This window comes from Streptomyces sp. OR43 (assembly GCF_008042275.1).
Lineage (GTDB): Bacteria > Actinomycetota > Actinomycetes > Streptomycetales > Streptomycetaceae > Streptomyces.
On the sequence record NZ_RDBK01000025.1, the window covers coordinates 405,467 to 425,227 of the forward strand.

The following is a 19,761-nucleotide window of genomic DNA, read 5'->3' on the forward strand; positions in this document are numbered from 1 at the left end:
GTCGTGGAAATCCTGGCCTTCGGAGTGCAGTCCGACGAGAAGCCTCTGATCGAGAAGGCGTTCGCCGGGAAGCACGAGGTGCGCTGCCTGGACGTCTTCCTGAACCAGGACACCGCCCCCATCGCGGCGGGCTACGAGGTCATCTCCACCAGCGTCAACGCCGACCTGGGCGGCAAGGTCCTGCAGACCCTCGCGGCCGGCGGCACCCAGATGATCGCCCAGCGCTCCACCGGCTTCAACAACATCGATCTGGACGTGGCCGAGCGCCTCGCCCTGCGGGTCTCCCGGGTCTCCTGGTACTCGCCCTACTCGGTCGCCGAGTTCGCCTGGACCCTCGCCATGGCCGTCAACCGCCGCGTCGTCCGCGCCACGATCCGCACCCGGGACTTCGACTTCCGCCTCGACGGCCTCCTCGGCCGGGACATGCACGGCCGCACGGCCGGCATCATCGGCACCGGCAAGATCGGCGAGGCGTTCACCCGTATCGCCCATGGCTTCGGCATGAATCTGCTCGGCTGGGACGTCGCCGAGAACCCGGCCTGCGTCGAGCTCGGCATGCGCTACGTCGACAAGGAACAACTCCTCGCCGAGTCCGACCTGATCAGCCTGCACGTCCCGCTGCTGCCCTCCACGCACCACATCATCGGCAAGGACGCGCTGGCCCGCATGAAGCACGACGCGATCCTGATCAACTCCAGCCGCGGCGGACTCATCGACACCGCGGCCCTGGTCGAGGAGTTGCGCGCGGGCCGGCTCCTGGGGGTCGGACTCGACGTGTACGAGGCGGAGGCGGGGCTCTTCTTCCTCGACAAGTCCCTGGAAGGCGTCGACGACGACACCCTGGCCCGGCTCGTCACCTTCCCGAACGTCCTCGTGACCTCGCACCAGGCGTACTACACCGAGGACGCCCTGGGCCAGATCATCGCGGCCACCGTCCGGAACGTCGACGACTACCTGGCCGGCCGCCGCAGCGAGAACGTGCTCGTCCCCGCACCGCCCGGACCCTGAGAAACACCGGGGCCCGGGCGGCCGGGGCACATCAGCCGCGTACCGGAAGTCCGGCCAGCAGCTCCCCCACGATCGCCGACCCGCGCAGCGTCAGCACCGACTCCGGGTGGAACTGCACCGACGCGAAGCCGCCCCCGCGCAGCGCGTGCAGCTCCCCGGTCGCCGGGTCCAGGCTCGCCTCGATGCCGTGCGCCGCCAGTTCGGTGGCCGCCGCGTCGTCGCAGCGCGCCGTGAAGCTGTTGTAGAAGCCGACGGTCTCGGGGCGGCCGAACAGATCGATCCTGGTCTGCGCGCCCTGGTACGGGACGGTCTTGCGGACGATGTCCAGACCCAGCTCCGCCGCGATCAGCTCATGCCCCAGGCAGACCCCGAGCAGCCCGTGCCGGTGATCCCGTACGAGCTCCGCGGTCAGCGCGCGCAGCAGCCGCATCTTCGGGTCGGCCGCGTCACCCGGGTCCCCGGGGCCGGGTCCCAGCACGACGGGTCCCTCGTGCGCCCGCACGGCCTCGCGCAGCCCCGGCTCGTCGTAGCGGCGCACCGACACATCGAGACCCGAGGCACGCAGCAGATGCCCCAGCATCGAGGTGAACGTGTCCTCGCCGTCGACGACCAGCGCATGACCGGACAGCGCCTCGGTGCGCTCCTGCATCCGCAGCCAGAACGGCGCCAGCCCCTCGCGCCGGGCATCGAGCGCCGCCCGTACCCGGGGGTCGTCCGCCAGCCGCGGCCTCGCGTCCTCGGCCTTCGGCCGCCCCGGCCGCACCCCCAGCGCGGTCAGCACACCGGCCGCCTTGGCGTGGGTCTCGGCGACCTCGCTCTCCGCGTCGGAGTGGCGCACCAGCGTCGCCCCGACGGGCACCCGCAGCTCGCCCCGGGCCGAGATGTCGGCGGTCCGGATCAGGATCGGCGAGTCCAGCGTCTGCGTACCGTCGGGCGCCTGCCGCAGCAGGGCCAGGGCGCCCGCGTAGTAGCCGCGCCCGCCGGACTCGTACCGCTCGATGACCCGGCACGCGTTCTGCACGGGCGAGCCGGTGACCGTCGCCGCGAACATCGTCTCCTTGAGGACCTCCCGCACATCCAGCGAGGAGCGGCCGCGCAACTCGTACTCCGTGTGCGCGAGATGGGCCATCTCCTTGAGCCGCGGCCCGATCACCACCCCGCCCATGTCGCCCACGGTGCACATCATCTTGAGCTCCTCGTCGACCACCATGGAGAGCTCCTCGGTCTCCTTGCGGTCGCCGAGGAAGGCCAGCAGGTTCTCCGCGGTGGGGCCCTCGGCGGGGTAGCGGTAGGTGCCGCTGATCGGATTCATCACGACCGTGCCGCCGGACATCCGCACATGCACCTCGGGGCTCGCACCCACCAGGGTCCTTTCCCCGGTGTGCACGACGAACGTCCAGTACGCCCCCCGCTCACCGGCCAGCAGCCGCCGGAACAGGGCCAGCGCGTCCGTCCGGCCGAAGCCCGGGATCTCGCCCCGGAACGTCCGCCGGATGACGAAGTTCGCGCCCTCGCCCCGGCCGATCTCGTCCTCGATGACCCGCCGCACGGTGCCCGCGTACTCCTCGTCCGACACGTCGAACGCGCCGCCCTCGACCCGCACCGCGTGGGCGGGGAGCGCGTCCAGGGTGTCGCCGAGGGGCAGTTCGTGCGTCTCGTCCGCGACCAGCACCGTCAGCGGGGTGCCGTCGTCGCGGACGTCGAAGCCGCGCTCGGCGATCTGCCGGAACGGCACCAGGGCCAGGGTGGGCTGTTCACCCACCGGGAGGTCGGCGAGCCGGCCGGCCTCGTGGACCCGGCCGATCAGCACCTCGACGGTGTCGTGGTCGTGGCCGGGGGTGCGCCTGCGCAGCAGGGCGAAGGGCGGGCAGTCGTCGCCGAGGAGCCTCTGGACGAGCGTGTGCGATGCGGTGTGCGGTGACATCTGCGGTGTTCCTTCCACTGGAATCAGCTGGGAGGAACGGCCCCTGGACATGGGAAAGGCCGCCCCTCGGGCGGCCTCTGCGTCGTTGTGTACGCGCGATCAGTGGGCCGCCGGATGAGCGGTCCACCACCAGTTACGGGTCGAGTGCGCGAACATGCCCGAACCATAACCCATCTCGCACGCACGAAGGGGCCCGTTCCGCCCGACGGGCGGAACGGACCCCTTCACCGGTCCGGTCCGAAGACGATCAGACCAGCGTGTTGTAGATGCCCCAGCCGCCGCCGACCTTCGCCATCGGAGCGAATGGCTTCGTCATGTCACCGGTGGACCGGTAGAACCAGAGCACGCCCGAACTGTCCCGCGCGATCAGGTCCGGGATGCCGTCACGGTTCAGGTCGCTCGGGCCCAGGAGGTCCTTGAAGACGCCCCAGCCCTTGCCGACCTGGGTGCGTGCGGCGTAGGGAACCGCCGGGTCGCCGGTGCCGCTGTACAGGAACAGCACCCCGGCCTTGTCCCGGGCGACCAGGTCCGCCTTGCCGTCACCGGTCAGGTCGCCGGTGGAGACCAGCGTGTTGTAGACACCCCAGCCGCCGCCGACGCGCGCCTTCGTCACGAACGGCTTCGCCGGGTCGCCGGTGCCCTGGTAGTACCAGAGGACGTTGGAGGCGTCGCGGGCGATCAGATCGGCCTTGCCGTCACCGTTGATGTCGCGGGCGCCCCACATGCCGTTGTAGACACCCCAGCCGCCGCCGACCTTGAGACGGGCCTTGAACGGCTGGTCCGGGTTGCCGCTGGCCTGGTAGTACCAGAGGTAGCCGCTCGCGTCCCGGGCCACCATGTCGCCCGTGCCGTCGGCCCGCAGGGCCGACATCGCGGTGATCGTGTTGTATCCCTGCCAGCCCGGACCCACCCGGTAGCGGGCGTAGAACGGCGTCGTGGGGCTGCCGGTGCCCTGGTACTGCCAGAGCACGCCGGCCGCGTCACGGCCCAGGATGTTGTAGCGCGTCGTGCCGGCGTCCGGCGCGACGCTCGTGCTGACCTGGACGTCGCTCGCCTTCACCCATGCCATGCGGTGGTTGTAGCGGATCGGGTAGAAGAGGTTCGTGCTCCCCTTCACCAGCGTGCGGTCGTTGGTGGCCGTGCCCGCGAACGTACCCGCGAACCAGTAGTCGCCGACCTGTGCCGGACCGACCTGAGGGTAGGCCTGACCTGCGGGAATGCTGTACTTCGTCAGCGAGTCGTTGTTCTTCACCTGCACCGCGACACCGGTGCCCGTGTAGGCCGAGTCCTCCGGGTAGGCGCGCCCGTACACCGGGATGGACGTCGCACCCGCCTTGGGCTTCAGCACCGGCTGCGCGCTCTTGGAGACCTGGTCGGTGTACTGACCGCTCGGGTTCTGGAACCAGGCCTTCTTGCCGCCGTACCAGATGGCGGTCCAGTCGGTCCGGGCCTCGGCGACTACGTACTTTCCGCCCGCGACGACCTTGTTGCCCCAGTTGGGGCCGTCCGTGTCCTTCACATTCGGGATGTACGGATCAGTGATCTTCGTCGCCGTCGTGGAGGGCGAGGTGTAGAGATAGCCGAAGTTCGTCGGCTGCTTGGCGACCGTGCTGCCGCCGTACGTCAGTGCGGGCTGGTTCGCCGTAGTGAACGGGGGTACCACCTTGACTACCTGGCCGGCCTTGATCGGACCGCCGGCGCCACTGTCACCGGTCGGCGCGCCGATCAGGGACATGTAGTGGTTCCAGTCCCAGAAGGGGCCCGGGTCCCAGTGCTGGCCGGCGACGTTGGCGTCCAGGACGCCCGGCACCTCGTCGTGGCCGATGATGTGCTCACGGTCGAGCGGGATGCCGAACTTGCCGGCGAGGAACTTCACCAGCGTCGCGGACGACTCGTACTGCGGCTCGGTGTACCAGCTGCCCGTCTTGATCGCGTAGCCCTCGTGCTCGATCCCGATCGAGTGCATGTTCGCGGTCTTGTTGGCCGCGTGCCACGCCTCGTTCTTGGTCTCGACCATCTGGGTGACCAGGCCGTCCTTGGCCCGGATCAGATAGTGCGCACTGGCGTACGATGTCGGGTTCTGGAACGTCGCCAGCGAACCGTCGTAGCCACCCTCGGTGTCGTGGATGACGATGTAGCGGATGTCCTCGCCGCTGGCCGGACGGTTGGCGACGTTGTAGTTGCCGAAGTCGTCCGGGGTGCTGCTGTTCTGCTTGAACCCTGCGGGCTTGAAGTCGCAGTTCAGCCCGGAGGGGCACTCCGGCGCGGGGACCGCGGTGGTGCTCGCGGTCGTCGCCGCCAGCGGCATGTTCGTAGGCTTGACCGGGACCACCGACGGATCGGCGGGCAGCGACAGCTGCTGGCCGTCCGCGGTGAGAGCGCTCTCGCCGCTCTTCACCGACTCGAAGACCCGGTTGGCGAAGAGGGTGGCGCCCTTGGTGTCGGAGGCCTGGCTGTAGCGCGCGACGGCCGGGTACCACTTGCCGGCCTCGTCGGGCAGCGAGTCGGTGGCCTCGCGCTGGTACTTCGCGAGCAGTGCCGCGCCTGCGCGGATGCTCTGCTCAGTGTCGTCCTGCACCGCGTCGGTCGACGCGTCGATCAGCTTCGCGGCCTCGTCGAGCGTGTGCAGCTCGGCGGCGTCGGTGTCGACCGGCTCCGGCAGGTTGCGCAGCGCGCGCTTCGCGTCGAAGTGCTTCGTCACGGCCGGATCGCCGCTCATGTTGAGGTGCGCGAGCCGCTCGGCGTCCGTCGGCTGCTCCACGTCATCGGGTGACACACTGGTCAGCCCCATCACGTTGTACGCGCCGCTGGTGCTCGGCTCGCCGTCGTGGCTCTCCCAGCGCGTCTGCCGGTACGAGACCGCCATCAGCACGCTCTGCGGTACGTCGAACTCGGACGCCGCGTCCGCGAACTGCTTCTGCAGCGCGGCGGAGGCCGGAACCGACTTCCCGTCGGTGGTCGCGGTGTCCTGCGAGGCCATGGCCAGCGTGCCGATGGTCGCCGTGGCCACGACCGCGGCGCCGACGCCGTACAGCAGGCGCCTCTTCTTGAGGTCCCTGCGGTGATTCCGCTTCAAAGCCCCACCCCTGTGGTCCACTTGTTCAATTCTGAAAGGTGTGACGGTAGCAGGCCCGATTGTGCTCCCCGTCACTGACCGTGCCGCGTGTCCGTCTCATCCGTTGGGCACCCGGAAAATCCGTGGACACGACCCCGTAATGTGGGAGCCGTGACCGTGAACGCCAATACCTCCGTCGCCGGTGGCAACACCTGGCGAGACCTTCCCGCGGCGCAGCAGCCCGAGTACCCCGACTCCGAGGCCCTGCGCGATGTACTCGCGGACCTCGCGTCGTATCCGCCGCTCGTCTTCGCCGGCGAGTGCGACCAGCTGCGTGCCCGCATGGGAGCCGTCGCCAAGGGCGAGGCGTTCCTGCTGCAGGGCGGTGACTGCGCCGAGGCCTTCGACGCCGTGTCGGCCGAGCACATCCGCGCCAAGCTGAAGACGCTGCTCCAGATGAGCGCCGTCCTCACCTACGCGGCCTCCGTGCCCGTCGTCAAGGTCGGCCGGATCGCCGGGCAGTACTCCAAGCCGCGCTCCAAGCCGACCGAGACCCGCGACGGCGTGACGCTGCCGACCTACCGCGGCGACTCCGTCAACGGCTTCGCCTTCACCGAGGCCGAGCGCGTCCCGGACCCGGAGCGGCTGAAGCGGATGTACCACGCGTCCGCCTCCACGCTGAACCTCGTCCGCGCCTTCACCACCGGTGGTTACGCGGACCTGCGCCAGGTGCACGCCTGGAACCAGGACTTCGTGAAGTCGTCCCCGTCCGGCCAGCGCTACGAGGCCCTGGCCCGCGAGATCGACAACGCGCTGAACTTCATGAAGGCGTGCGGCACGGACCCGGCGGAGTTCAAGGCCGTCGAGTTCTACGCCTCGCACGAGGCCCTGCTGCTGGACTACGAGTCGGCACTGACCCGCGTCGACTCGCGGACCGGCCGGCTGTACGACACCTCGGCCCACATGGTGTGGATCGGTGAGCGCACCCGCCAGATGGACGGCGCGCACATCGAGTTCGCCTCCAAGATCCGCAACCCGATCGGCATCAAGCTCGGCCCGACGTCCACCGTCGACGAGGCCCTCGGCTACATCGAGCGCCTCGACCCCGAGCGCGAGCCCGGCCGGCTGACGTTCGTCGTCCGGATGGGCGCCGACAAGGTCCGCGACAAGCTCCCCGAGCTGGTCGAGAAGGTCACCGCCTCCGGCGCGACCGTGGCCTGGGTGACCGACCCGATGCACGGCAACACCTTCGAGGCCGCGTCCGGCCACAAGACCCGCCGCTTCGACGACGTCCTGGACGAGGTCAAGGGCTTCTTCGAGGTGCACAAGGGCCTCGGCACGCACCCGGGCGGCATCCACGTCGAGCTCACCGGTGACGATGTCACCGAGTGCGTCGGCGGCGGCCACGAGATCTTCGTGGACGACCTCCACCAGCGCTACGAGACGGCCTGCGACCCGCGGCTCAACCGCAGCCAGTCGCTGGACCTCGCGTTCCTGGTCGCCGAGATGTACCGGGACCAGTAACCGGGGACCGTCGGGCGTCACCGAACGCGACGCGCGTACGACTGTGGGGCACGGATCCATGTGATCCGTGCCCCACAGGGCGTTCCGGGACTTTTCCCGGCCTTGAGCGCCGGGTAAGGTTAGGTTAGCCTCACCGATCAATCGGGGCGGCATCCACGATCCATCCCGCCGGGAGGTGAACCGCATGTACGTCTGCTCGTGCTTCGGCGTTACGGAGCAGCAGGTCAAGAAGCATGCGGAAGGCGGCGCCTGCACGCCCCGCCAGATAGCCTCCGCCTGCAAGGCGGGGACCGACTGCGGCAGCTGCGTCCGCACCATCCAGGCGATGCTCGGCCGCGGCTCCTGCCCGCGTCGTGACCTGCTCGACCAGAAAGTGACGCCCGGCACCGCGGACCGTGTCACGGCCGGCGCCGCTCCCGATGCCGATCAGCGCATCGCCCCCGGCGTCGGCCCCGTCTCTGCGCCGCTCGCTCTGCCCGACGCCGCCTGAGCCGGGCCGCTCCGGCCCCGTCCGTGCGGACGGCCCCGCTCCCGTCAGCTGTCGGGCTGCTCGATCAGCTGGGCGATGTAGAGCGGCTCGCCGAGCTTCTCGACCAGTTCCAGCTGGGTGTCGAGGTAGTCGATGTGGTGTTCCTCGTCCGCCAGGATCGACTCAAAGATATTTGCGGACGTGATGTCGCCCTTGGCGCGCATGAGCTCGATACCGCGCTTGAGGCGGTCGATCGCCTCCACCTCGACCTGGCGGTCCGCCTGGAACATCTCGGTGACCGTCTGGCCCACCCGTACATGGAAGAGCCGCTGGTAGTTCGGCAGTCCGTCCAGGAAGAGGATGCGGTCCGTCAGGATCTCGGCGTGCTTCATCTCGTCGAACGACTCGGAGCGCGTGTACTTCGCGAGCTTCGTCCAGCCGAAGTTGTCCTGCATCTTTGCATGCAAGAAGTACTGGTTGATGGCAGTCAATTCGGCGGTCAGCTGTTCGTTCAGGAACTCGAGGACCTCGGGGTCGCCCTGCATCGCAGAGGCTCCTTCCAACCGGTGAACTGGGCAAGATGGCCGCATCCTCGCATCGCACCCGGTGGCCGTCCAGTAAGTGCACGCTTAGTACGAGTTGCCCGAATCGCCTCTGCCCTGGTCATGACCACCCCTGCCTGTCTGTCACCATGGAGTCATGGGTCAGCCGGAAAGCCGGGAACACCGCGCATCAGAGCAGTCCGAGCTTCCGCCGGGACAGCGACTGCAGCGTGGGTGGCCGGTCACCCACTACGGGCCGGTGCCCAAGTTCAAGCCCGACCGCTGGGAGTTCCGCGTCTTCGGCGCCACGGCCGACGGTGAGAAGCACTGCTGGAACCATCAGGAGTTCTCCGCGCTGCCGTTCTCCTCGGTCGTCGCCGATCTGCACTGCGTGACCAAGTTCAGCATGCTCGGCGCCGAGTGGGGCGGGGTCCTCGCCCGTGACGTCGTGGCGCTGGCGCCCCCGGCGCCGCAGGTCACCCATGTGATGGTCTGGGCCGAGTACGGCTTCAGCTCGAACCTCCGGCTCGACGACTTCACCTCCGAGCGGGCCCTGTTCGCCACCCACAAGGGCGGCGAACTGCTCACCGCCGAACACGGCTTCCCGCTCCGGCTCGTCGTACCGCATCTGTACGCCTGGAAGGGCCCCAAGTGGGTCCGGGGCATCGAATACATGAGCGCCGACCGCCGCGGCTTCTGGGAGGAGCGCGGCTACCACAACATCGGCGACCCGTGGAAGGAACAGCGCTACTCCTACCAGGAGGAGCCCGGGGACGGCCCCGAGCTCTGACCCCGCTGTCCCACCCCGTGCCGCCTCAGTGGTGGTACCGGTGCACCACCGCGTGCCCCTTGCCGCGCCCGATCATCCACTTGTTCACCGGTGTGGTGACGACGAAGGCGATGGCGAGCGAGATCGCCAGGGTTCCCCAGAACAGGACGTCCGAGAGCGTCGCGTCCATGGCGCCCGGCCACAGGGCGATCACCCCGTTGTCGATCAGTTCCATCACCGCGATGGAGAGCGTGTCGGCCGCGAGCGCGATCCTGAACGCCGTCCTGAAGTCGACACCCGACCTCAGGACGGAGCGCAGGGTCAGCGTGTAGCCGAAGAAGAACGCCAGGGCGATGGCGAGGACCATCGTCGGCACGTTGCCCCAGCCGAGCGCCGTGCCGATCACCATGCCGAGGATCTCGCCGATGGCGCATCCGGTGAGGCAGTGGAGCGTGGCTCGCGCCGCCATGGCCCAGCTCGCGCCGCCTGCGCCGTGGCCACCGGAGTGGCCCGTGTGGCCCGTGCGCCCCGCATGGCCGGTGTGCTGCGCGTGATCTGCGTGGTCCTGCATCGTGAACCCCAAATACCGAGGAGCGGTTCCTGCCGACAGCAAGAAACCGTATACCCCCACGGGGTATTCCTCAACAGGTGTTCGCCCGGTCAGCCCAGGCCGCGCAGCTTCTTCAGCCGGGCCACGTCCGCCGCATGGCCCTCCTTGCCGCCCGGTGTCTCGATGACCAGCGGAACGCCCTCGGTGGCCGGGTGGGAGAACAGCTCCCGGAACGGCTCCTCGCCGATGTGGCCGGACCCGATGTTCTCGTGGCGGTCCTTGTGGGCGCCGGCCACGTCCTTGGAGTCATTGGCGTGGATCAGCTTCAGCCGTCCCTCGCCGACCGTCTCCACCAGCAGGTCCAGGGTCTCCTTCATGCCGGCCGGGCCCGCCAGGTCGTGTCCGGCCGCGAAGATGTGACAGGTGTCGAGGCAGACGCCGAGCTTCGGATGGGCGTCGAGCGCCTCGAAGTACGGGCCGAAGTCCCAGGTCCGTGAGCAGAGCGAGAAACCCTGTCCCGCGGTCGATTCCAGCAGCAGGAACGGGTCGTCGTCGTGCGTCAGCTCGTCCAGCAGCGGCCGCATATGGGTGCGCACCTGCGCCAGCGCCTCCTCCCGCGGCCGGCCGTTGGTCGCCGACCCGGTGTGCACCACGACGCCCAGCGCGCCGATCTCGCGCGCCCGGCGCAGGGAGTGGCGCAGCGACTCCACGGACCGCTCCACGGTCGCCGGGGTGTGCGAGCCGAAGTTGATCAGGTACGGGGCGTGGACGTACGCCGGTATGGACTCGGCGGCGCACTCGGTACGGAACAGCTCGTCCTGCACCGGGTTGCCGGCCGGGGTCGCCCAGCCGCGCGGATTGGCGACGAAGACCTGGACGGCTTCCGCGCCCATCTCGCGCGCGTAGGACAGGCCGACCTTGGAGAGGCCGCCGGCCACCGGGATGTGGCCGCCGACAGGGTTGCGCATACGGATCTACAGTCCCTTGGTCTTGATGGTGATGGTGCTGCCCTCGGGGGCCTGGTCGCCGCCGTCGACGGACTGGCTCGCGATCGTGTCGCTGAAGGAGAGGAACGGGCGGTCGACCTTGACCTCGAAGCCCGCGTCCTCCAGCTCGCCGCGGGCCTCGTCGACGTCCTTGCCGGTGACGTCCGGCACGTCGATCAGCTGCGGACCCTTGGAGACCGTGAGCGTGATGGGGTCGCCCTCCGCCGCCTCGGCGCCCTCTTCGAGCGACTGGCGGGCGACGTTGCCCTCGTCCTCCGGGGAATTGACCCGGCCGGGCGCGACGACGACCTCCAGTCCGGCGTCCTCCAGCTCCGCCGTGGCGTCGTCGACCGACTGTCCCGTGACATCGGGGACGTCGACCGGGCTGCCCTTGGAGACCACGATCGCGACGGCGGAGTCGGGGTGGCGCTCGGCGCCCGCCTCGGGATCCGTACGCACCACCTCGCCCGCGGCCACGTCGTCGTCGAACTCCTTGGTGATCATGCCGGGCACGAGGCCCCTCTTCTCGAGCTGACGCCTGGCCTCGGACAGCTTGAGGCCCTGGACATCGGGCACGGTCACGATCTCGGGACCGCGCGAGACGACCAGCGACACCGAGCCGTTGCCGCGGATCCGGGCACCCTGCTTCGGGTCGCTGCTGATCACCGTGCCGCGGTCGACGGTGTCGCTGTAGGCCCGCCGTACGCCCTTCAGCTCCAGGCCGCTGTCGGCGAGCCGCTTCTCGGCGGCCTTCTGGCTCTGGCCCAGCAGCGAGGGGACGCGGGTGAACTGCCCGGAGTTGATGTACCAGACGCCACCGCCGACCCCCAGGACCAGCAGCACGGCGATGAGCGCCGCGATGACGCCGCGCGGTGGCCTCCGGCGGCCCGTGCCCGCGCGCCGGGACGGCGGCTGCGGGGGCGGCTGCGGCGGCATCTCCAGCCGGCTCGTGTGGTGGGCGGTGCCCTGGCCGGGCGGCAGCACCCGGGGGATCACGCTCGTGCGGTCCTCCGCGCCGTCGCGGATCTCGGCCAGGGCCTGCGGGGGTACGGCGTCCAGCTGCGCGTCGGTGAGGCCGGAGCGGGCCCGGCGGGACTCGGCGAGCAGCGCCACCGCGTCGAACGGGCGGACCTCGGGGTCGCGGGCGGTGGCGCTCGCGACCAGCCCGTCGAGCTCGGCCGCGAGCCCCGGGACGACGGCGGAGGGGGCCGGGACGTCCTCGTTGAGGTGCTGGTAGATGACCTGGGCGGGGGAGTCTCCGGCATGCGGCTTGGTGCCCGTCAGCATCTCGTACAGCACGACACCGCAGGCGTACACATCGGCGCGGGTGTCCGCGGTGCCGTGCTCGATCTGCTCGGGGGCGAGATAGGAGACCGTCCCCAGGATGGACCCGGTGGTGTTCGTGACCGAGCCCACGGCCCGGACCAGGCCGAAGTCGGCGACCTTGACCCGGCCGTCGTCGCCTATCAGCACGTTCTCCGGCTTCATGTCCCGGTGGACGAAGCCCGCGCGGTGGGCGGCGCCCAACGCGGCGAGCACCGGCTCCAGGATGTCCAGCGCGGCCCGCGGCTGCAGCGCGCCCCGCTCGCGCAGTACGTCGCGCAGCGTGCACCCCGCCACGTACTCCATCGCGAGGTAGACGTAACTCCCCTGGGCGCCCTGGTCGAAGACCGCGACCACGTTGGGGTGCGCGAGCCGGGCCACCGACTTGGCCTCGCGGATGAAGCGCTCGACGAACGAGACGTCGGCCGCGAGGGCCGGATGCATCACCTTGAGGGCGAGCACCCGGTCGAGCCGGGTGTCCATGGCCCGGTAGACCGTGGCCATGCCGCCCACGGCGATGCGGGCATCGACGCGGTAGCGGCCGTCGAGCAGCTGCCCGACGAGAGGGTCCTGGAGGGTCGTATCCACGCAGCCGAGTCTACGAGCCGCCGCCGACACGTCCGACTGGCCGGAGCGATCCCGGGGCCCAACTGCAGCCGAGCCGTGACAGGGACATGCGATCCGCGGCCGGGGAGCGGGCATGGCCCGGGATCGGGGCGTGCTGTGACAGGGACATGAGATCCACCACACGGACCGCCCGGGCCCTCGGAATCGGAACGCCGCCGCCCCGGATCCACGACATCGGCCGCCCCGGAATCAGAACGCCGGCCGCTCCGGATCCAGGGCCGCCCGCCCCGCCACCGGCGACGAGGCCTCGGCGAAGTGGCGGCGGGGAATCCGCCCCGCGCGATACGCGAGCCGCCCGCCCTGCACCGCATGGCGCATCGCGGCCGCCATCAGTTCGGGCTCCTGGGCCCGGGTCACCGCCGACGCCAGCATCACGGCCGCACAGCCCAGCTCCATGGCCAGCGCCGCGTCCGAAGCCGTCCCGGCGCCCGCGTCCAGGATCACCGGCACCCGCGCCTGCTCGACGATCAGCTGGAAGTTGTGCGGATTGCGGATGCCCAGGCCGGAGCCGATGGGGGAGCCGAGCGGCATGACCGCCGCACACCCCACGTCCTCCAGCTTCCGGGCCAGCACCGGGTCGTCGTTCGTGTACGGCAGCACGGTGAAACCGTCGTCCACCAGCGTCTCCGCGGCGTCCAGCAGCTCGACGGGGTCCGGCAGCAGGGTGCGCTCGTCCGCCACCACCTCCAGCTTGACCCAGTCGGTGCCGAGCGCCTCGCGCGCGAGCCGGGCGGTGAGCACGGCCTCGCCCGCGGTGAAGCAGCCCGCCGTGTTCGGCAGCACGCGGATGGAGAGCCGCTCCAGCACGGAGAGCACGGAGCCCCGCACGGTCGGGTCGAGCCGGCGCATCGCGACGGTCGTCAGCTCGGTGCCGGAGGCGGTCAGGGACCGCTCCAGCACGTCGAGGCTGGGTGCCCCGCCCGTTCCCATGATCAGCCGGGAGCCGAAAACGGTGTCCCCGAGGGTGAAGAGGTCGTCGGACATGGTCAGCCTCCCTGGACCGCGGTGAGGACCTCGACCCGGTCGCCGTCGGCGAGCGCGGCGGCGGGCCACTGGCCACGCGGTACGACGGTCTCGTTCAGGGCGGCCGCGACGCCCGAGCGCGCACTGGTCAGCGAGGCGACCAGGGCCTCCAGGGTGGTGCCGGGCGCGAGGGCCACGGCCTCACCGTTCACGGACACGGTCAGGGGCGCGGAGAGAGGTGCGGGCTCGGTCATGCGGGCTGCTCCTGACGTACGGGGGCGGCGGGTGAGAAACGGCTGGGCGAGAAGGGGCGTGCCACCTCGGGCAGGTCGCCGTCGGCCAGCAGCTGGGCCATGGCGTCCCCCGTGACGGGGGTGAGCAGCACCCCGTTGCGGTGGTGGCCGGTGGCGAGGTGGAGGCCGGGCAGCGCGGTGCGGCCGAGCAGCGGGGCGTTGTCGGGGGAGGCGGGGCGCAGACCGGCGAGGGTCTCGGCGAGCGGCAGTTCGGTGATGCCGGGCATCAGCTCGTGCGCGTCGCGCAGGAGCTCGTACACACCGCCGGCGGTGACGGTGGTGTCCCAGCCCATCTCCTCGCTGGTGGCGCCGATGACCAGTTCGCCGTTCTCACGCGGTACGAGATAGACGTGGCTGCCCCGGACCACGGCCCGCACGGTGCGGGAGAGGAAGGGCGCGTACGCCGGGGGCACGGCCAGTCGCAGCACCTGGCCCTTCACCGGGCGGACCGGGGGCAGCACGTGCTCGGGCACCCCCGCGAGCCGGCCGCTGAGGCTGCCCGCGGCGAGCACGACCTGATCGGCCACCGGCTGCGTACCGTCGGCCAGCACGGCTCCGACGGCCCGGCCGCCCGTGACCGTGAGCCGCTCGGCCCGTCGGCGGTGGAAGACGACGCCGGCCCGTTCGCATGCCGTGACGAGCGCGGCGGCCAGCCGTCGCGGGTCGACCTGGTGGTCGCCGTCGACCCGCAGCCCGCCGCGTACGCCGGGTGCGAGCATCGGCTCCAGGCGGCGGCACTCACGGCCGGTGAGCCACTCCGACTCCAGTCCCGAGCGGCGTTGCAGGGCGTGGAGTTCGCGCAGATGGGCGCGGTCGTCGGCGTCGAGCGCGACGGCCAGGGTGCCGCAGGCGCGGAAGCCGATGTCCTGGCCGCTCGCCGCCTCCAGCTCGGCGGCGAACGCCGGATAACGGGCGGCGGAGGCGACGTTGAGGCCGAGGAGCATCTCCTCGCCGTAGTGGAGCTCGGTGACGGCGGCCAGCATCCCGGCCGCGACCTGCGCGGCGCCCCCGCCCGGCGCGGGATCGGCGACCGCGGTGGCCAGGCCGCGCTGTGCGGCCCGCCATGCGGTGACCAGGCCGATGATGCCGCCCCCGATGACGAGGACGTCGGACCCGTTCGTACGGTGCGTGCGCATGGGCGTCCAGCCCCTCCCTTCGCCGGCATGACCCGGATCAGGTTCGTACGGTCGGAGGCCGTCCAGCCTCCCTCTCAGCCCGGTGCGTCCGGGCTCCCGCGAGTGATGTGCACGGCCACCCTAAACCCCTGGCCCGCGCCCCGGGCAAGGGAGCCGCCGCTGCCGCGAACGCGGGGCCGGGGAAGGCGATCCGGCGGGCGCGTCCCGGGAACCGGCCACCTGACGACCCGTCAGGTGTTTAAGGTGGACGGGTGGACGAGCAGACCGGACAGCAGCAGACAGGGCCGCGGCACCGCCGCCGCGTCGTGATCGCCGGAGCGGGCATGGCGGGCGTGCAGACCGCCGTGGCCCTGCGGGAACGGGGCTTCACCGGCCCCGTCACGCTGATCGGCGCCGAACCCCACCAGCCGTACGACCGGCCCCCGCTGTCGAAGGCGGTCCTGCTCGGCAAGGCCGAGGACTCGGCCTTCGACATCGACTTCGAGGCGCTGGACATCACCCTGCGGCTCGGCCTGGACGTGACGGCGCTGCGCGCGGCCGACCACGAACTGGACACCCCCGACGGGCCCGTCCCCTACGACGTCCTGGTCGTCGCCACCGGCGCCGAGCCCCTGGTGCTGCCCGGATCGGAGGGCGTCCAGGGCGTCCATCTCCTGCGCACCCTGGACGACGCCGCCCGGCTGCGTCCGGTCCTGGAGCGGCAGCACGACGTCGTGGTCGTCGGCGCGGGCTGGATCGGCGCCGAGTTCGCCACCGCCGCCCGCGCGGCCGGCTGCGCGGTCACCGTCGTCGAGGCCGCCGACCGCCCGCTCGCCGGCGCGCTGCCCGCCGAGGTCGCCGCCCCCATGGCCGGCTGGTACGCCGAGAGCGGCGCCGCGCTCCTCACCGGCGCCCGGGTCGCCCGCATCGAACCCGGCCGCGTGGTCCTGGCCGACGGCCGCACCCTTCCGGCGGACGCGGTCGTCGTCGGCGTCGGTGCCCGGCCCGCGACCGGCTGGCTCGCCGGATCCGGGATCGCGCTCGGCCCGGACCGGTCGGTGACCGCCGACGCCTCCCTGCGCACCTCGCTCCCCGACGTGTACGCGGTCGGGGACTGCGCCTCCTTCCCCTCGGCCCGCTACGGCGAGCGCCTGCTCGTCCACCACTGGGACAACGCCCTCCAGGGCCCCCGTACCGTTGCCGCCGCCATCACCGCCCCGGACGGCGAGGAGCCGCCCCCGGTCTACGACCCCGTGCCCTACTTCTGGTCCGAGCAGTTCGGCCGCTTCGTCCAGTACGCGGGCCACCACACGGGGGCGGACACCCTGGTGTGGCGCGGCGATCCGGCCGAGCCCTCGTGGACGGTGTGCTGGCTGCGCGACGGCCGTCTCGTCGCCGTACTGGCGGTCGGCCGTCCGCGCGATCTGGCGCAGGGGCGCAAACTCGTCGAATCGGGGGCGGAACTCAACCCGGACCGGGTCGCCGACCCGTCCGTACCCCTGAAATCGGCCATGCTCTGACGGCCCCGCCGGCCCCCGTACGGTCGGCCCGGGTACCGACTGTCGGTCCGGGATGGCACGCTTGTCCCCGTGACCGAGATTGACGCAAAGATCGATGCTCTCGTCCCCGCCTGGCTCCACCTTCCCGACATCGCCGAAATGTTCGGTGTCGAGGTGACGCGTGTACGCCAGCTGGTCAAGGAGGGCCAGCTCATCGCCGTACGCCGTGGTGAGAACCGGGCGCTCCAGGTGCCAGCCGCCTTCATCGACGGCGACAAGGTGGTCAAGGGCCTCTCGGGGACCCTGACGCTCCTGAGGGACGACGGCTACTCCGACGCGGAGATGCTGGAATGGCTCTTCACCCCCGACCCGAGCCTGCCGGGCACGCCCGCGCAGGCGCTGAGTGAGAATCGCGGCACGGAGGTGAAGCGCCGCGCCCAGGCGCTCGCCGTCTGACCCGCTGCCGCACAGTTTCCGACCCGCTGCCGCACGGGGGACGCGGGCCGCTCCGCGCGGCCCGCGTCCCGCGCGGCGCCAACCGACCGACCGACGTCGCCTTACCCCGGGGGAACCGCACCATGTCCACGCCTCGCGCGCTGCTGTCCGACGCCCGGCTCTACCTGTGCACGGACGCCCGCCGCCGCCAGGGTGACCTTCCCGCGTTCCTCGACGCGGTCCTGACCAGCGGCGTGGACATCATCCAGCTGCGCGACAAGGGCATGGAAGCGGCCGAGGAGCTCGAACACCTCGCGCTCTTCGCCGACGCCTGCAAGCGCCACGGCAAACTCCTCGCGGTCAACGACCGGGCCGACGTCGCCCATGCCATCGGCTCCGACGTGCTGCACCTGGGCCAGGGCGACCTGCCGGTCCCGGCCGCCCGCGCGATCATCGGCCAGGACGTGGTCATCGGCCGCTCCACGCACGCCGAGTCCGAGGTCGACGCGGCCGTCGCCGAACCCGGCGTCGACTACTTCTGCACCGGCCCCTGCTGGCCCACCCCGACCAAGCCCGGCCGGTACGCCCCGGGGCTGGACCTCGTCCGCTACGCCGCCTCGCTCGCGCCCGTCCGTCCGTGGTTCGCCATCGGCGGGATCGACGCGGGCAACCTCGACGAGGTGCTGGACGCCGGAGCGCGCCGGGTCGTCGTGGTGCGGGCCGTTACCGAGGCATCCGATCCCGCTGCCGCGGCCGCCGCGCTGGCGGGAAGGATCCGGGACCGCGCCGGCGTGTGACCGGGCGGGCGGAGGGCCCGCTTCGGGACAGGAGTGTCCGAAGCGTGGACAAAGATCGGGCAATCCAGCCAAATCGCCCCAGTTCGGTTGGGAGCCCGCCGCGCCCTGGTTAACCTGCCGGTATGGCCCTTGGCACACCCTCCACCAGGACAGATCACGCGCGCACCGTGCGTGAGATGCTCGAGACCGGCAAGACCTCGTACTCGTTCGAGTTCTGGGCGCCCAAGACCGAGAAGGGCGAGCGGAACCTCTGGAACGCGCTGCGCCGGGTCGAGGCGGTGGGACCGAGCTTCGTCTCCGTGACGTACGGGGCCGGCGGATCGACCCGGGCCGGGACGGTGAAGGCGACCCAGGACATCGCCGCCGAGTCCACGCTCACCCCGGTCGCGCACCTCACGGCGGTCAACCACTCCATCGCCGAACTGCGCAACATGGTGGGCCAGTACGCCGACGCCGGCATCCGGAACATCCTCGCCGTGCGCGGCGACCCGCCGGGTGACCCGATGGGTCCGTGGGTCGAGCACCCGCAGGGCGTGCGCTATGCGGCGGACCTCGTCCGGCTGATCAAGGAATCCGGCGATTTCTGTGTCGGCGTCGCGGCATTCCCCGAACGGCACCCGCGCTCCGCCGACTGGGACACCGACATCCGGCATTTCGTGGACAAGTGCCGCGCCGGTGCGGACTATGCGATCACGCAGATGTTCTTCGATCCGGAGGCCTATCTCCGGATGCGTGACCGGGTGGTCGCTGCGGGTTGCGAAACCCCGATCATTCCCGAAGTGATGCCCCTGACGAGCGTCCGGCAATTGGAGAGATTCGCGCAGCTCAGCAACGCGATGCTGCCCGCGGACCTGAAAGAACGGATCCTCGCCGCCAAGGACGATCCCGCCGCTGTACGCTCCATTGGCATCGACTTCGCAACGCGGTTCTGCGCGAAGCTGCTTTCCGAGGGTGTCCCCGGGCTGCACTTCATCACGTTGAACAACTCGACGGCGACGCTCGAAATCTACGAGAATCTCGGACTGCACAAGCAGTCGTGACCGGCCGTACCCGCCGCGACCCGGGGCGGTGGCCGTAGAAGGGGGCGGGCATGGGCTGGACGGTCCTCTACATCGCGTTCGGCATCGTTGCGCTGTGGCTGCTCGGTGAGGTGCTGCTGCAGTACAAGGCACGCCTGCGCTGGCGCCTGCTCGCCTTCACCGGCTTCGCCGGTGTCGTCGTCGGTGTGCTGATGCCGTCCGTGTTCGTCATCGCCCTCGGCGCGATCGCCTTCGCGACCGGCCAGACGTACGTCACGCTCTCCTTCCGCCGCGGCTTCTCGACGGGCTGGGCCATAGGGGGCAGCCCCGGCGAGAGCCGGCGCCGCCGTGGCGGCGGCGCCGACCGCGAACCCACGCTCCAGGTCTCGGACCTGGAGATGGAGTACGACCACGAGGCACCGCAGCAGCAGGAGGCCGCACCGCAGGCCGGGCCGGCCGCGGTCTACGCCCCGGAGCCGCTGCCGGACGACACCGGGCAGTACGGCATCTACGCCGACCACCGCCCGCAGCAGGGGCAGCAGCACCAGGAACCCCAGCAGCCGCAGTACGCGGCGTACGACCCGTACACCGACCCTGCCGCGTACCCGGCACAGGGCCAGGACACGTACGGCGGCCAGGACAGCTACGCGGGAGCCGGTCAGTACGACTACGGCACGGACCAGCAGCAGTACGCCGCGTACTCCGACCCGTACATCGGCACCACCGCGAGCACACCGCAGTACGGCACGTACGGGAACGACGGGGGCTACGACAGCTACGGCAACGGCCAGCAGTTCGCCGACCCGTATGCCCCGTCCCCGTCGTACGTCTCCGAGACCCCGCCGGGCGGCGTCTGGGTGCCG

Annotated in this window: 19 protein-coding genes and 1 riboswitch; of the genes, 9 read left to right on the plus strand and 10 right to left on the minus strand. The window is 71.0% G+C overall.

Translation table 11 applies throughout. The features are described 5' to 3' along the window. Positions 1-3 precede the first annotated feature (3 nt). The gene (locus EAO72_RS14550; protein WP_148017707.1) at positions 4-1,008 is read left to right on the plus strand and encodes a 2-hydroxyacid dehydrogenase; all 1,005 of its coding nucleotides are present in this window, start codon (positions 4-6) and stop codon (positions 1,006-1,008) included. A gap of 31 nt (positions 1,009-1,039) precedes the next feature. Here the strand turns inward: EAO72_RS14550 and EAO72_RS14555 are convergent, their stop codons facing one another. The 3 genes from EAO72_RS14555 to EAO72_RS14565 all read right to left on the minus strand — a co-directional run bounded on the left by EAO72_RS14555 (position 1,040) and on the right by EAO72_RS14565 (position 6,008). Then, positions 1,040-2,932, minus strand: a complete 1,893-nt coding sequence (locus EAO72_RS14555; RefSeq protein ID WP_148017708.1) for an anthranilate synthase family protein — start codon at positions 2,930-2,932, stop codon at positions 1,040-1,042. 99 nt (positions 2,933-3,031) lie between these two features. Then, positions 3,032-3,106 carry a trp operon leader peptide gene (locus tag EAO72_RS44035; protein ID WP_219572129.1) on the minus strand — a complete coding sequence of 25 codons (75 nt, stop codon included), beginning with the start codon at positions 3,104-3,106 and terminating at the stop codon, positions 3,032-3,034. A 73-nt stretch (positions 3,107-3,179) separates the two neighbouring features. After that, on the minus strand, positions 3,180-6,008 hold the full coding sequence (locus EAO72_RS14565) for an N-acetylmuramoyl-L-alanine amidase (protein ID WP_148017710.1): 2,829 nt from the start codon (positions 6,006-6,008) through the stop codon (positions 3,180-3,182). A 156-nt stretch (positions 6,009-6,164) separates the two neighbouring features. Between EAO72_RS14565 and EAO72_RS14570 the strand changes: the two genes are divergently transcribed. Both EAO72_RS14570 and EAO72_RS14575 read left to right on the plus strand, forming a co-directional pair. Then, entirely contained in the window at positions 6,165-7,511 is a 1,347-nt protein-coding gene (locus EAO72_RS14570) for a class II 3-deoxy-7-phosphoheptulonate synthase (protein WP_187285048.1), read from the plus strand. A gap of 184 nt (positions 7,512-7,695) precedes the next feature. Beyond that, complete coding sequence (locus tag EAO72_RS14575) at positions 7,696-8,001, plus strand: (2Fe-2S)-binding protein (RefSeq protein WP_187285049.1); 306 nt, start codon at positions 7,696-7,698, stop codon at positions 7,999-8,001. Positions 8,002-8,045: 44 nt separating this feature from the next. Here EAO72_RS14575 and bfr read toward each other — a convergent pair whose 3' ends face one another. After that, positions 8,046-8,525 carry a bacterioferritin gene (gene bfr / locus EAO72_RS14580; RefSeq protein ID WP_148017713.1) on the minus strand — a complete coding sequence of 160 codons (480 nt, stop codon included), beginning with the start codon at positions 8,523-8,525 and terminating at the stop codon, positions 8,046-8,048. Positions 8,526-8,679: 154 nt separating this feature from the next. Between bfr and EAO72_RS14585 the strand changes: the two genes are divergently transcribed. Continuing rightward, positions 8,680-9,312, plus strand: coding sequence for a sulfite oxidase-like oxidoreductase (locus EAO72_RS14585; RefSeq protein ID WP_148017714.1), 633 nt, complete (start codon positions 8,680-8,682; stop codon positions 9,310-9,312). A gap of 25 nt (positions 9,313-9,337) precedes the next feature. Here the strand turns inward: EAO72_RS14585 and EAO72_RS14590 are convergent, their stop codons facing one another. The 6 genes from EAO72_RS14590 to thiO form a co-directional block, all read right to left on the minus strand. After that, positions 9,338-9,862 (minus strand): DUF4396 domain-containing protein, encoded by a 525-nt coding sequence (locus EAO72_RS14590; protein WP_148017715.1) that lies wholly within the window; start codon positions 9,860-9,862, stop codon positions 9,338-9,340. A gap of 89 nt (positions 9,863-9,951) precedes the next feature. After that, complete coding sequence (locus EAO72_RS14595) at positions 9,952-10,809, minus strand: deoxyribonuclease IV (protein ID WP_148017716.1); 858 nt, start codon at positions 10,807-10,809, stop codon at positions 9,952-9,954. Between the two features lie 6 nt (positions 10,810-10,815). Next, on the minus strand, positions 10,816-12,738 hold the full coding sequence (gene pknB / locus EAO72_RS14600) for a Stk1 family PASTA domain-containing Ser/Thr kinase (RefSeq protein ID WP_148017717.1): 1,923 nt from the start codon (positions 12,736-12,738) through the stop codon (positions 10,816-10,818). 228 nt (positions 12,739-12,966) lie between these two features. Then, positions 12,967-13,761 (minus strand): thiazole synthase, encoded by a 795-nt coding sequence (locus tag EAO72_RS14605; RefSeq protein ID WP_148017718.1) that lies wholly within the window; start codon positions 13,759-13,761, stop codon positions 12,967-12,969. Between the two features lie 2 nt (positions 13,762-13,763). Next, entirely contained in the window at positions 13,764-13,994 is a 231-nt protein-coding gene (gene thiS / locus EAO72_RS14610) for a sulfur carrier protein ThiS (protein ID WP_148017719.1), read from the minus strand. Continuing rightward, a complete protein-coding gene (gene thiO, locus EAO72_RS14615) occupies positions 13,991-15,169 on the minus strand; it encodes a glycine oxidase ThiO (RefSeq protein ID WP_148017720.1) in 1,179 nt (392 codons plus the stop codon). The genes thiS and thiO overlap by 4 nt, the downstream gene beginning before the upstream one ends. Continuing rightward, positions 15,167-15,279, minus strand: a riboswitch (TPP riboswitch). It overlaps the preceding gene by 3 nt. Before the next feature lie 213 nt (positions 15,280-15,492). On the opposite strand from thiO, the gene EAO72_RS14620 reads away from it, so the two are divergent. The 5 genes from EAO72_RS14620 to EAO72_RS14640 form a co-directional block, all read left to right on the plus strand. Further along, positions 15,493-16,668, plus strand: coding sequence for an NAD(P)/FAD-dependent oxidoreductase (locus tag EAO72_RS14620; protein WP_148017840.1), 1,176 nt, complete (start codon positions 15,493-15,495; stop codon positions 16,666-16,668). A gap of 69 nt (positions 16,669-16,737) precedes the next feature. Continuing rightward, complete coding sequence (locus EAO72_RS14625; protein WP_148017721.1) at positions 16,738-17,103, plus strand: Rv2175c family DNA-binding protein; 366 nt, start codon at positions 16,738-16,740, stop codon at positions 17,101-17,103. Between the two features lie 122 nt (positions 17,104-17,225). Continuing rightward, complete coding sequence (thiE, locus tag EAO72_RS14630) at positions 17,226-17,879, plus strand: thiamine phosphate synthase (RefSeq protein WP_148017722.1); 654 nt, start codon at positions 17,226-17,228, stop codon at positions 17,877-17,879. A 122-nt stretch (positions 17,880-18,001) separates the two neighbouring features. Then, a complete protein-coding gene (metF, locus tag EAO72_RS14635) occupies positions 18,002-18,919 on the plus strand; it encodes a methylenetetrahydrofolate reductase [NAD(P)H] (protein WP_148017723.1) in 918 nt (305 codons plus the stop codon). 50 nt (positions 18,920-18,969) lie between these two features. Continuing rightward, the coding region (locus EAO72_RS14640; RefSeq protein WP_148017841.1) for a hypothetical protein at positions 18,970-19,761 on the plus strand (792 nt) is incomplete at its 3' end.

Bases quoted from the DNA above. Each gene is read 5' to 3' on its own strand.
- EAO72_RS14620 (WP_148017840.1), top strand. From the start codon at position 15,493: ATGGCGGGCGTGCAGACCGCCGTGGCCCTGCGGGAACGGGGCTTCACC.
- EAO72_RS14605 (WP_148017718.1), bottom strand. From the start codon at position 13,761: ATGTCCGACGACCTCTTCACCCTCGGGGACACCGTTTTCGGCTCCCGG.
- EAO72_RS14575 (WP_187285049.1), top strand. From the start codon at position 7,696: ATGTACGTCTGCTCGTGCTTCGGCGTTACGGAGCAGCAGGTCAAGAAG.
- EAO72_RS14555 (WP_148017708.1), bottom strand. From the start codon at position 2,932: ATGTCACCGCACACCGCATCGCACACGCTCGTCCAGAGGCTCCTCGGC.
- metF (WP_148017723.1), top strand. From the start codon at position 18,002: ATGGCCCTTGGCACACCCTCCACCAGGACAGATCACGCGCGCACCGTG.
- bfr (WP_148017713.1), bottom strand. From the start codon at position 8,525: ATGCAGGGCGACCCCGAGGTCCTCGAGTTCCTGAACGAACAGCTGACC.
- EAO72_RS14590 (WP_148017715.1), bottom strand. From the start codon at position 9,862: ATGCAGGACCACGCAGATCACGCGCAGCACACCGGCCATGCGGGGCGC.
- thiS (WP_148017719.1), bottom strand. From the start codon at position 13,994: ATGACCGAGCCCGCACCTCTCTCCGCGCCCCTGACCGTGTCCGTGAAC.
- EAO72_RS14595 (WP_148017716.1), bottom strand. From the start codon at position 10,809: ATGCGCAACCCTGTCGGCGGCCACATCCCGGTGGCCGGCGGCCTCTCC.
- EAO72_RS14585 (WP_148017714.1), top strand. From the start codon at position 8,680: ATGGGTCAGCCGGAAAGCCGGGAACACCGCGCATCAGAGCAGTCCGAG.
- thiO (WP_148017720.1), bottom strand. From the start codon at position 15,169: ATGCGCACGCACCGTACGAACGGGTCCGACGTCCTCGTCATCGGGGGC.
- thiE (WP_148017722.1), top strand. From the start codon at position 17,226: ATGTCCACGCCTCGCGCGCTGCTGTCCGACGCCCGGCTCTACCTGTGC.